The 12,827-nt window shown below is 38.4% G+C and carries 9 protein-coding genes and 1 riboswitch; of the genes, 1 reads left to right on the top strand and 8 read right to left on the bottom strand.

Features of this window, described 5'->3' with window-relative positions:
* Positions 1-137: 137 nt before the first annotated feature.
* Complete coding sequence (gene putP, locus RCG20_RS13090; RefSeq protein WP_308180570.1) at positions 138-1,634, top strand: sodium/proline symporter PutP; 1,497 nt, start codon at positions 138-140, stop codon at positions 1,632-1,634.
* Between the two features lie 665 nt (positions 1,635-2,299).
* On the opposite strand, the gene gatB is transcribed toward putP, so the two are convergent.
* From gatB to ligA, 8 genes are all read right to left on the bottom strand, one after another.
* Positions 2,300-3,727 (bottom strand): Asp-tRNA(Asn)/Glu-tRNA(Gln) amidotransferase subunit GatB, encoded by a 1,428-nt coding sequence (gene gatB / locus RCG20_RS13085; RefSeq protein WP_308180569.1) that lies wholly within the window; start codon positions 3,725-3,727, stop codon positions 2,300-2,302.
* A 13-nt stretch (positions 3,728-3,740) separates the two neighbouring features.
* Positions 3,741-5,198, bottom strand: coding sequence for an Asp-tRNA(Asn)/Glu-tRNA(Gln) amidotransferase subunit GatA (gene gatA / locus RCG20_RS13080; RefSeq protein WP_308180568.1), 1,458 nt, complete (start codon positions 5,196-5,198; stop codon positions 3,741-3,743).
* Between the two features lie 33 nt (positions 5,199-5,231).
* On the bottom strand, positions 5,232-5,519 hold the full coding sequence (gatC, locus tag RCG20_RS13075) for an Asp-tRNA(Asn)/Glu-tRNA(Gln) amidotransferase subunit GatC (protein ID WP_308180567.1): 288 nt from the start codon (positions 5,517-5,519) through the stop codon (positions 5,232-5,234).
* 134 nt (positions 5,520-5,653) lie between these two features.
* Entirely contained in the window at positions 5,654-6,163 is a 510-nt protein-coding gene (thiW, locus tag RCG20_RS13070; RefSeq protein WP_308180566.1) for an energy coupling factor transporter S component ThiW, read from the bottom strand.
* 101 nt (positions 6,164-6,264) lie between these two features.
* A riboswitch (TPP riboswitch) is annotated at positions 6,265-6,378 on the bottom strand.
* Between the two features lie 49 nt (positions 6,379-6,427).
* Positions 6,428-6,874, bottom strand: coding sequence for a YueI family protein (locus tag RCG20_RS13065; RefSeq protein ID WP_308180565.1), 447 nt, complete (start codon positions 6,872-6,874; stop codon positions 6,428-6,430).
* A gap of 526 nt (positions 6,875-7,400) precedes the next feature.
* Positions 7,401-9,032, bottom strand: a complete 1,632-nt coding sequence (gene pruA, locus RCG20_RS13060; protein WP_308180563.1) for an L-glutamate gamma-semialdehyde dehydrogenase — start codon at positions 9,030-9,032, stop codon at positions 7,401-7,403.
* Positions 9,033-9,644: 612 nt separating this feature from the next.
* A complete protein-coding gene (locus tag RCG20_RS13055; RefSeq protein WP_308180562.1) occupies positions 9,645-10,796 on the bottom strand; it encodes a CamS family sex pheromone protein in 1,152 nt (383 codons plus the stop codon).
* 13 nt (positions 10,797-10,809) lie between these two features.
* Positions 10,810-12,816 carry an NAD-dependent DNA ligase LigA gene (ligA, locus tag RCG20_RS13050; protein ID WP_308180561.1) on the bottom strand — a complete coding sequence of 669 codons (2,007 nt, stop codon included), beginning with the start codon at positions 12,814-12,816 and terminating at the stop codon, positions 10,810-10,812.
* Between the last annotated feature and the right edge of the window lie 11 nt (positions 12,817-12,827).

The raw sequence follows: 12,827 nt of genomic DNA, 5'->3' as shown, positions 1-12,827 counted from the left end.
CTATGCTATTTTCTATTCTAAAAAAATAATTTTATTGACTAAACAGGAAAAAATGTATTATAAATGAGTTGATAGAATATTTTATAAATAATAAATTTATAAACTATTTTTTCTACTAAATCAAAGGGGGAAAATGAATGTCAAAGGAAGTATTACAGCTTATCACGATTGGTATTTACCTTGCTGGTATGCTTTTTATCGGCTGGTACAGCTACCGTAAGACTAGTAATCTAACCGATTACATGCTTGGTGGACGATCGTTAGGACCTGCTGTAACAGCATTGAGTGCTGGCGCGGCTGATATGAGTGGTTGGCTCTTAATGGGCTTACCAGGAGGAGTTTATGTAACAGGTTTAGCAGATGCTTGGATTGCAATTGGCTTAACCATCGGAGCCTATCTGAATTGGTTATTAGTTGCTCCTCGTCTTCGTTCTTATACAATGGTAGCTAACGACTCTATTACCATTCCAAGCTTTCTAGAAAACCGTTTTAAAGATAAAACGAAAATGCTTCGTGTTGTATCCGGTATTGTTATTCTTATTTTCTTTACTTTATATGTTTCAGCTGGAATGGTTTCCGGCGCAGTTTTCTTTGAAAGCTCCTTCCACACTGATTACCATACAGGCCTTTATATTGTTGGCGGCGTTTGTGTTGCCTACACCTTGTTTGGTGGATTCCTTGCTGTTAGTTACACGGACTTTATCCAGGGATTAATGATGTTAATTGCACTCCTTCTTGTTCCTGCAATCGGAATCTTCGAAACTGGTGGCCCAGCAGCTACATTCGATACCGTCCGTTCGGTTAACCCTAATTTCCTTGATTTCTTTAAAGGAACTACTTTCATAGGAATTATTTCTGCAGCAGCTTGGGGCCTTGGTTACTTTGGGCAACCACACATTATCGTTAGATTTATGGCTATCAAAACGGTAAAAGAAACAAAAAGTGCTCGCCGCATTGGGATGACTTGGATGATCTTCTCCCTAATCGGAACAATTCTTACAGCATTTGTTGGAATAGCATTTTTCCATAATAACCCTCAATATAAATTAGACAATCCTGAGGCTGTGTTTATCACACTTTCACAAATTTTATTCCATCCACTATTCGCAGGTTTTGCCTTAGCTGCGATACTCGCTGCAATCATGAGTACGATTTCTTCACAATTAATCGTAACATCCAGTGCTTTAGTTGAGGATTTATACAAAATGGTTGTTCGCAAAGATGCCAAGGATAAAGAACTTGTATTCCTTGGAAGAATGGCTGTTCTTCTTGTTTCAGTCATTGCTGCTGTATTAGCCTTTAAACAAGATAGCACTATTTTAAGCCTTGTTGCTTATGCATGGGCAGGTTTCGGAGCATCCTTCGGACCAATTATTCTATTAAGCTTATTCTGGAAAAAGATGACCAACTGGGGTGCCATTCTCGGAATGATCGTTGGAGCTGTAACGGTTATTGTTTGGAAAAATGCTGACCTTGGTCATATCCTTTTTGGTGAAAGTCTTTATGAAATCGTACCAGGCTTCATTTTTAACTTTATCGTTTCAGTCGTTGTAAGCTTATTCACCTATAAGAAAAACGATACAATCGAAAAAGAATTTAATGAAAGCGTCAGATTATTAAAAAGTGATAAATAGGTAATTTGTTGTGAAATTAACGTTCGGGTATTCTATACCGAACGTTTTTTGCTGTTCAAATTGTTGTTTTCATTTCTAAATTTCCTCAGTCTAAAAGGTAATTTATTACTATTCCCACATTTTAACTACAAAGTTAGGATCTTTATCTACCAATTACACCCTCCTATTCGTCATAAATCACCAATATCTCTCCCTCTTTTTCTTGATCAAACGTTTGATTTAAAAGGGGTCGAACCCTTTATAAAAGAGAGCTTTTCCCTAGAACATTTTAAAAAATTTGTCGCTATTTTTTATTAAAGGCTGTTTTCGTACAGATTGTTGTTTTACGTACCTAGTCTAAAACCCGTAATTACTATGATATCGTGCTCTTTTCTAAAAAATTGCCTTCTGATTCATCGATAAACTGATATAACACACCATATTACCTTCAAATAGCAACAAAGTTTAAGAAAAGAGCCTTATTAAAAGATAAATTGCTAATATATTCTCTTTATACTTTAAAGAAAACTTGGTTAGCGCCGGCGATTGCCTAGTTGCCCTTATGCGATTTAAGTGTTGATTAATAATAAAACGCTCGGAACATCCTTTCATGCATTAGCTAAGTTAAACTTTCTTATTAGCCAAAAAAATGCTGGCAGAGAATTCTGCCAGCATTCCTTTAATGGTTATCGTTTTTGAATTTCTTCTAGTAAAATCTTATTGACCATCTGTGGATTTGCTTGTCCTTTTGTAGCCTTCATTAATTGGCCGACAAGGAATCCAACTGCTTTGCTTTTCCCATTCTTGAAATCTTCAATCGATTGCGGGTTGGCATCAAGAATTTCTGAAACAATCTTTAAAAGGGCACCTTCATCAGAAATTTGCACAAGCCCTTTATCCTTCACAATTTGCGAAGGATTACCACCATTTTCAATAAGCTCTTTGAAAACTGTTTTGGCAATTTTTGAAGAAATTGTCCCATCCTCAATCAGCATAATCATTCCTGCAAGGCTTTCTGGAGTTAGCGCGATATCTTCTAGTTCCTTTTGCTCAGCATTTAAATATGCTGAAACATCCCCCATTAGCCAGTTCGATGCCAATTTTGCATCTGCACCTGCTTTAATCGTTGTTTCAAAGAAATCGGCCATTTCTCTTGTTGCTGTCAGCACTTTCGCATCATAAGCAGGTAATCCAAGTTCATCCACATAACGCTTTTGACGCATGTCAGGTAGCTCAGGTATTTCTGCACGGACTCTTGCTTTCCAATCTTCATCAATGAAGAGGCCCATTAAATCTGGCTCAGGGAAATAGCGGTAATCATCCGATCCTTCCTTTACCCTCATTAGAATCGTCGTGTTTGTTGCTTCATCGAATCGGCGCGTCTCCTGCTCGATCACTCCACCAGCTAATACGACCTCCCGCTGACGCTTCTCCTCATACTCAAGCCCTTTGCGGACAAAATTAAAAGAGTTCAAGTTTTTCAATTCAGTTTTTGTACCAAATTCTTCTTGACCTACAGGGCGAATTGAAATATTGGCATCACATCTAAGTGAACCTTCTTCCATCTTGCAATCTGAAACACCTGTATATTGGATAATTGATTTTAATTTTTCAAGATAGGCATATGCTTCATCAGGAGTACGGATATCTGGCTCAGATACAATCTCAACGAGCGGTGTTCCCTGGCGGTTATAATCGACAAGAGAATACCCATTGCCATGATTTAATTTGCCAGCATCCTCTTCAAGATGGATTCTGGTAATCCCAATCTTTTTCGTATAGCCATTTACTTCAATTTCAATCCAGCCATGTTCACCGATCGGCTGATCAAATTGCGAAATTTGATAAGCTTTTGGATTATCTGGATAAAAGTAGTTTTTTCGGTCAAATTTTGTGTTTGTGGCCACTTCGCAATTTATTGCCATTGCCGCTTTCATTCCATAATCGACAACTTTTCTATTTAAGACCGGCAAGACTCCAGGATAGCCAAGATCGACCATATTTGTATTCGTATTTGGCTCAGCCCCAAAATGGTTCGGGCTGGACGAAAATATCTTCGAAGCTGTTTTTAATTCCACATGGACCTCAAGTCCAATGATCGTTTCAAATTCCATGTTCTTGCGCCCCCTACAATTCCGGCTTCTGTTTATGAAAATTAGTTGCTGTTTCAAATGCATGTGCAACTCGGTACACTGTTGCTTCATCAAAATGCTTGCCGATAATTTGCAAACCAAGTGGTAAGCCTCCATCAAAGCCACATGGAACAGAGATACCTGGAACGCCTGCAAGGTTTACTGGAATGGTTAAAATATCATTTGCATACATTGTTAATGGATCGTCCACATTTTCACCAATTTTGAAAGCTGGAGTTGGAGTAGTTGGCCCAATGATAACATCATACTTTTCAAAAACATCCTCAAAGTCCTTCTTTATCAATGTCCGGACTTTTTGAGCCTTTTTATAATAAGCATCATAATATCCAGAGCTTAATGCAAATGTTCCAAGCATAATCCTGCGTTTGACTTCTTCCCCAAAGCCTTCTGCCCTCGTATTTTTATATAAATCGATTAAATTATCCGCATTTGGAGTCCTATAACCGTAGCGAACCCCATCAAAACGTGAAAGGTTTGCAGAAGCTTCAGAAGAGGAAAGCAAATAGTAAGTTGCTAGGGCGTACTTAGAGTGTGGCAATGATACTTCTTCCCAAACCGCTCCCAGCTTCTCTAGAACCTTTAGTGCATCTAATACCGATTGACGGACTGTAACACTTACGCCCTCACCAAGGTATTCTTTTGGAACAGCAATCTTTAAACCCCTAACATCACCTGTTAAGGCCTCTACAAAATTAGGAACCTCAACATTTGCTGATGTAGAATCCATTGGATCAAGTCCAGAGATTGCCTGTAAAAGATAAGCATTGTCTTCAACTGTTCTTGTGATTGGGCCAATTTGATCAAGTGAAGAGGCAAATGCAACAAGCCCAAAACGAGAAACACGTCCATATGTTGGTTTTAAACCAACAACACCACAAAATGAAGCAGGTTGGCGGATCGAGCCACCCGTATCAGAACCAAGAGTAAATAATACCTCGCCTGCAGCAACTGCAGCTGCTGAGCCACCTGAAGAGCCACCTGGTACAGTTTCCAGATTCCATGGATTACGTGTCGTTTGGAATCCTGAATTCTCAGTTGATGATCCCATCGCAAATTCGTCCATATTTAACTTTCCAATCGTGATCGTTTCAGCACGTTGTAGCTTCTGAACAACGGTTGCATCATAAATCGGATCAAAATTCTCGAGGATTTTACTGGCACAGGTTGTTCGCAATCCCTTCGTGACAATATTATCCTTAACCCCAATAGGCATTCCAAATAGCAAGCCTTTACGCTCGTCTGTTTTTAACTTTTCATCAAATAATTTCGCAGTTTTTCGTGCCTGTTCTTCATCCAATGTTAAAAATGCCTGAACTTTGCTATCTACTTGTGCGATACGTTTATACGATTCATCGACAAGATCAGATATACTAAGATCTTTTTTATGTAAAAGTTGATGTAGTTCAGCTAATTTATTATCAAACACACTCACTTACTGTTCTCCTCCTTACTTGCCAGTTTCCTATTAAAATGTTGCTGGTACTTTAACCTGACCATCTTGATGCTCTGGAACATTTTTTAATACCTCATCGAGCGGAAGTCCCTTTTGCGGTATATCTTCACGTAAAACATTCTTCATATCTAGCACGTGGAATGTTGGATCAACATTTTCCGTATCCAGTTCATTTAATTGTTCAGCAAACGTCATGATGGCATCTAGCTGTTTCATAAACTTGTCAGCTTCATCATCCGTAATTGCCAAACGCGCCAAGTTGGCTACGTGTTTCACCTGTTCTGTAGAAATTCGCGACATCTCATTACCTCCGATCGGGTTTGTCTTTTTATTTGCTAATAAGAAAAACTTGGCATTCTGCCAAGTTTTCTTATTCAATAATAATGATCATACCAAATTTTTCTACGCTACCGCAATGATCTGTTTTGGAAAAATCAGTTTTTAGAGTTGGTCATGATAATTTTAGCGACTGCTTTATTTTTTAAGAAAACAGTTAAAATGATAAGGCCAATTGCTGCCCCAGCAAAAGAACTGAAAATAAACATGGGAATGAATCCAAAAAGGGTCGCTTCTTTTCCAAGAAAAAGGGTTGAAATTGGGTAAGAGGCAATAGCTCCTAAGATCCCTGTTCCCACAACTTCTCCTAAAAAGGCCATGAAAAGTTTCTTTGTCTTTTTGTATAAAAAGGCAGATAGTAAAGCCCCAATGATACTTCCTGGAAAAGCAAAGATAGAACCAGTACCCATCATGTTTCTGAGAAGTGATATACCAACAGCTTCCGCTAATGCATAATAAGGGCCAAGTATAACGGCAGATAAAACATTAATAAAGTGCTGGACCGGAAACAGCTTGGTAACACCAACCGGAATAAATAATAAGTTGCTCGTTAGTGTTCCTATCGCAATAAACATTGCTGTTATTGTCAACTTCTGTGTTTTTCTCATATAAAAATCCTCCAATAGACGTTCATGAACACTGAAGGATACCTAAATCTATTATTGAAGTCGAAAAAGCAGACTCCAACAATAGGAATCTGCATATGTAGACATAAGTCAACACACTTCCCTCCGCTGGTACTAACCAGATCAGGTAAAAGGGTTAAAAGACTTTTTGGGTCTTAATCTCAGCCAGCCAATTCTTAGCTCCCCCAGTGCCAATCACTATTTTTTCTTTTATTATATACCAAAGCAACCTCTAAAAGGAAAGTTTTATTTAAATCCCTTAAATAGCTTTGAAAAAAAAGAAGCTTTTTCTATTCTTGGTGGTGGTGCAGATGTTTTAGGTTCATTTTTTAAAATAAAAATTTCCTCTTTGTCAATGGCATGATCCATCGCTAAAACAAGCCCAATTTCTGTATCAAACTCTTTATTCGTAACAATCGTGTGTTCTATTTTATATTTTTTTGCTAACTTAACATATTTTGATAATTTCTCATATTTAATATTTCCATTAAGGAAAAGATGGGCGGCGAGATTTTCTTTCATAGACTTCTCAACCTGTGGGTAGATTTCTCTTTCTATTACTTGGTTTTTATTTAGAGCAATAATAATTCTCTCTCGTAATGTCCCTAGGAACCTGCGCCTTTCTTCGGGCTTTATTTCCTTAGGACCTTGGATTCCCTGTTGTAAAATTTCATCAACAGTTTGCTTACTCAATCAGATCACTCCTTACAAAATAAATATGATGTGCCTTCCACCATACCATAGTTTCAGATTATTACTATGTATGCTTTTACTTTATAAAAAGTTCTGATGAGGAGAAGAAAAGTACAAGCCCCCTGTTCAGCCCCGTGAACGTGAAAAAAGCCAGCATGCTGTCTCGAATAGATCCTATTCATCCCCGTGATCGTGAAAAAAGCCCGCATACTGTCCCGAATAGATCCTGATCATCCCTGTGATCGTGAAAAAAGCCAGCATGCTGTCCCGAATAGAGCCTAATCATCCCCGTGATTGTGAAAAAGCCCGCATGCTGTCCCGAATAGATCCTAATCATCCCGTGATCGTGAAAAAAGCCCGCATGCTGTCCCGAATAGATCCTAATCATCCCTGTGATCGTGAAAAAAGCCCGCATGCTGTCCCGAATAGATCCTGATCATCCCGGTGAACGTGGAAAAAGGTAGAAGCGCTCAAATAACTGAGCGTTCTACCTTTTTATGTTGGGATCTTTTTTTTACATTTTAAATCATTCTGCATCCATAAATGGATATAAAACTTCTGTAGTTGGTGCAAAGTTTTCTTTGATAACACGAGGACTGGTCCAACGAATCATGTTAAACACAGAGCCTGCTTTATCGTTTGTACCAGAACCACGAGAACCACCAAATGGTTGTTGATCAATCATCGCACCAGTTGGTTTATCATTGATATAGAAGTTTCCAGCTGCACCAGATAAGCGACGTTCTAAGTAGATAATTGCCTCGCGATCTTGTGCAAAGATAGCACCCGTTAAGGCATAGATGGACGCTGAATCAAGTGAATCCAATGTTTCTTCTAATTTATCATTTTCATATACATAAATGGTTAACACTGGTCCGAAAATTTCTTCTACCATTGTTTTGAAATTTGGATTTGTCGTAACAATGATTGTAGGTTGAACGAAATATCCAACAGAATCATCATAAGTACCACCAGCAATAATTTCTGCTTCTTCAGAAGCTGCAGCATAGTCAATATAGCCTGTAATCGAATCAAAGGCTGCTTTATCAATTACTGCACCCATGAAGTTTGTAAAGTTTTGGATATCCCCTACTTTAAGCTTCGCAGTTTCTTCTACTAAACCTGCTTTTACTTCTTCCCACATGCTTGCTGGAATGTAAGCACGAGAGGCTGCTGAACATTTTTGACCTTGGTATTCAAAAGAACCACGAACAAGGCCCGCTACCACTTTGTCTGCTTGTGCAGTTTCGTGAGCAAATACAAAGTCTTTTCCACCTGTTTCCCCAATTAAACGAGGATAAGATTTATAGTTTGCAATATTTTCTCCTACAGTTTTCCAAATTGTTTGGAACGTATTTGTAGATCCAGTAAAATGGAATCCAGACATACGAGGGTCTTTTAATACCACTTCTGATACTTGTGATCCACGAGAAGGAACAAAGTTAATTACTCCTTTTGGTAATCCTGCTTCTTCTAATAAACGCATAAAGTAGTAGTTTGATAATATAGCAGTTGTTGCTGGTTTCCAAACAACTACGTTCCCCATAATCGCAGGAGCTACTGGTAAGTTCCCACCAATTGATGTAAAGTTAAATGGAGAAATTGCCAATACGAAACCATCAAGTGAACGGTAATCTGTACGGTTCCAGATATTCTTCATGCTGCTCGGTTGAATTTGATAGATTTGATTAGCACAATCAACGTCATAACGTAAGAAATCTGCTAATTCTTGTGCTGCATCAATTTCAGATTGATAAGCTGTTTTGGATTGTCCTAACATAGTAGAAGCATTGATTAAATCACGGTATGGGCCAGAGAGTAAATCAGCAGCTTTTAAGAAAATAGATGCACGGTGTTCCCATGGCATATTTGCCCATGCTTCTTTCGCAGCCATTGCCGCTTCTACAGCATCACGCAACTCTTTTTCACTAGCTTCGGAATAGTTTGCTAAAACATGTTGATGATTATGGGGCATAACCACTTGCTTCACTGTATCTGTCTTTACATCTTTTCCATTAATAATCACAGGGATGTCGATTACGATATCAGATTGTCGTTTTAATTCTGCTTTTAATGTTTCCCGTTGTTTTGTACCTGGAGCATACGTATAGCCAGGCTCATTTGTTAGTGTTGGGATATTGAAAATTCCGTTACTCATACTTTCACGTTCCTTTCAGTTTTGTTTTAACACTAGTCACAACGACTGAAAAATCAGTCCATTTTTCATGTTTATAAGGCGGAATCATTCTATCAATCCCTCCCTCATACATTTACATCCAAGTTTCATTTTAACACGTTCCTCTTAATTATATCAATTCATTGAGGAAAATGAATTTTGCCAATTTTGTAAACTCGACCCATGCGTTGTTTTCTATAAAAAGAGCGGATTAATAACAGACTATTAAAAATATTCAAAACAATTTTCACTATATTAATATAAAATCAAAGCCTCTATTAACTAGAATCTGTTAAATTTTACTAATGAAAATAAAATAAGCGAAGATTTTTCGGTTAAATGCAGAATGGAGCTCGTTTCGGGGTGTATAAGCGGAGGTTTTCCGGTTACGCAATACAAAGTCCCCCATTTTCGCAGTTTTTGAGTCAATAGGCGGAAACTCTCCGTCTATTCAAGCTCTATTTTAATCCAATTTACTAATTAAGAGGAATTTTTCCGTCTATTAAGAATTCGGACAGGTATCAAATATCAGCATTTACCTTTAACAGAGCCATTAACTAAAAACCGGCAGAAATCCTTCTACCGGTTTGACTATTATTCATAAATATGAACAAACGGTTCATCCTGATTGGCCTTGCGTACAATTAAGGCCTCAGGACCATCCACGGATGTTACACTGACAGAAACCGAAATATACTTTGGAAAATGCTCCATCACGAGTCCTGTTACATATTGTGTAAAACCTATTGCTTCTGTTTCCCCGTAAAATTGAATTGGAATGGTAATATTGAGATCCTGCAATTGGTCATCCATATAAAAGGCCCTACCAATGACTCCATTGAAATTAGGGAAATATTCCTCAACATCCTGTTTGAAATTTAAAAATGCTGTGGCATCATCACGATGTGCTTCCTGAGCATCCGCCGAAGGGAATAAAAAATACTTTTCATTCAACTTTTGCCAATTATCTGTGTTAGAACTACCAGAATCAATTGAAGAATATGCAAAAAAGTCTCCGGGTACAACCGATGATTTGCTCTCTGTTTTATACAAGGCAATCGTAATCGGTATATCCTTTAAATTCTTCATAGTACGAAGACGTTGTAAAACCTCTGCAGCTATTTTTTTACCTTGGCTTTCAAACTCACTGCGGTCAATCTTTTTTTCATAGGTCGGGCCGTATTGAACCGTTTGATAATAATAGGTAGAATTTAATGCGAGTCCAATGACGACTCCACCAAGCTGAACCGTATTATTATTTCCTTTTACTAGATAATCATGCTCCAATATATGGGCTAAATAGATAGGGGTCTTGTTATCTCCCTTTTCATCAAGCGGATTTAAGCCTATGTTATCATTATCAGTTAAATTTTCATCTTTTAATTGCTGTTTCGTGAATTTTCGGTTTAACCAAAGCTTTACAGTATCTCGCTTAATTTCTTGTCCTTCACGGAACAAATATTTATTAGGATCAAACTTTTTTTGAGCAATTCTCATTAATCCTGTTTCAAATTCGTTGATATCGTATCTTGTATTTAGGTTATTAACGACCATACCGCGTGTTTCTCCTGGCACAAACGGTAAAATTGTACGGTAATAATTGTCTCCTATTTTATACTTTGGAATAATTGCTTTCTCTTTTGCCTTTTTGTTTGTTTGGACTACTTCATTTTGCTTTTGAAAGGTTGGTGCACAAGCACTTAGCAAAAAAACAAGGGAAAGAGCAAGCAATGAGAATTTTCTCACGTTAAAACACCTCTTATTTATTTAATTCTGAAAGCAATCGTTCCTCATCCCATACTTCAATGCCAAGTTGTTCAGCCTTGGTTAATTTTGAACCTGCCTCAATACCTGCAATGACCAAATCCGTTTTTTTGCTGACGCTACCTGAAACATTACCGCCAAGTGCTTCAATACCTTCCTTGGCCTCATTTCTGGTTAACTGTTCTAACTTTCCAGTTAAGACAATCGTTTTCCCAGCAAAAAGAGAATCAGATTCCAAGGCTGTACTAGGCATTACCCCTTTATATTCCATATTGACTCCGGCAGTCTTTAATTCTTCAATAAGAGCCTGCACTTCTTCTTGGTCAAAAAAGGTAACAATTGAATCAGCCATTTTCTCACCAATCTCATTAATAGCTAACAACTCTTCCTTATTTGCCGTTGCAAGCTTTAGGATAGATCCGAATGCTTGAGCAAGTGTTTTTGCTGCCTTTGCCCCCACATGGCGGATTCCAAGGCCAAACAAAAGTTTTTCGAGAGAGTTCGCTTTCGATGACTCTATAGCTGTTAAAAGATTAGTAACAGATTTTTCTCCCATTCTTTCAAGCCCTAAAAGCTGTTCACTTGATAGCTTATAAATATCAGCAACATCGACGATTAGCTTTTCAGCAAATAGCTGACTTACCACCTTTTCCCCTAATCCATCAATATTCATCGCATCACGAGATACAAAGTGAATTAAGCCTTCGCGAATTTGTGCTGGACACTTAGGATTAATACATCTTAATGCCACTTCACCTTCGAGGCGGACAAGTTCACTTTCACACTCTGGACAATGCGTTGGCATATGGAAATCCACTTCAGCACCTGTACGTTGATCAGCAATAACGTTTACCACTTCAGGAATAATATCGCCAGCCTTTTTCACAACTACCTTATCCCCAATTTTGATATCCTTTTCACGGATTAAATCTTCATTATGAAGGGAAGCTCGTTGTACGGTTGTCCCAGCCACCTTTACAGGTTCTAGAATCGCTGTCGGAGTCAACACTCCAGTTCTGCCAATACTTAATTCAATATCCAAAAGGGTTGTTATCACTTCTTCTGCCGGAAATTTATAGGCAATAGCCCAGCGCGGACTCTTCGCTGTTCTTCCTAATTCCTCCTGTTGATGAAGCAAATCTACTTTTATTACAATTCCATCAATTTCATAAGGAAGGTTTGGTCGTTTTTCCACCCAACTGTTTACATACTGAATCACTTCTTCAATTGTTACGCACTTTCTACGTTCTTTATTGGTTTTGAATCCCAGTTGGTCAAGATAATCGAGTCCTTCGCTATGTGAATCAACTTTGATTTTTCCTACATCTCCAATTCCATACAGAAAGACATCCAGGTTTCTTGAAGAAGCGATCTTCGGATCAAGCTGTCTAAGTGAGCCCGCCGCAGCATTTCGGGGATTAGCAAAAGGCTCTTCTTCCCGCTCTGCCTTCGCTTTATTTAATGCCTCAAACGACCGCTTTGGCATGTAGGCCTCACCACGAACTTCGAGCGAGACAGTTTCACGTAATCTTAATGGAATGGATTTGATCGTTTTTAAATTAGCTGTGATATCCTCACCAATGGTTCCATCCCCGCGTGTTGCCCCCTGAACAAATAATCCGTCTACATATCTTAAGGAGACTGCGAGACCATCAATCTTTAACTCACAAACATATGAAAAATCATCGCCAACCACTTGGCGGATACGCCTATCAAAATCCCTTAAATCTTGTTCATTAAAAGCGTTTCCGAGACTTAGCATCGGAGCAGAATGCTCCACTTTTTCAAAAAGATCAAGGACACTTCCACCCACTCGCTCTGTGGGTGAATCCGATGTTTTTAATTCTGGATACTTTCCTTCGAGCTCGACCAATTCAAGCATTAAACGATCATATTCTGAATCTGGTACTGAAGGTTTATCCAAGACGTGATATTGGTAGCCATACTCAGTTAATTGGCTTCTTAATTCATTCATTTTTACTTCAGCGGTTTGAAGGTCCATAAATACAGCCC

This window comes from Neobacillus sp. PS3-40, assembly GCF_030915485.1.
Taxonomy (GTDB): Bacteria; Bacillota; Bacilli; order Bacillales; family Cytobacillaceae; genus JAUZPL01.
The sequence above is the reverse complement of the archived record's forward strand: the minus strand, read 5'-3'. Positions and strand labels throughout refer to the sequence as shown.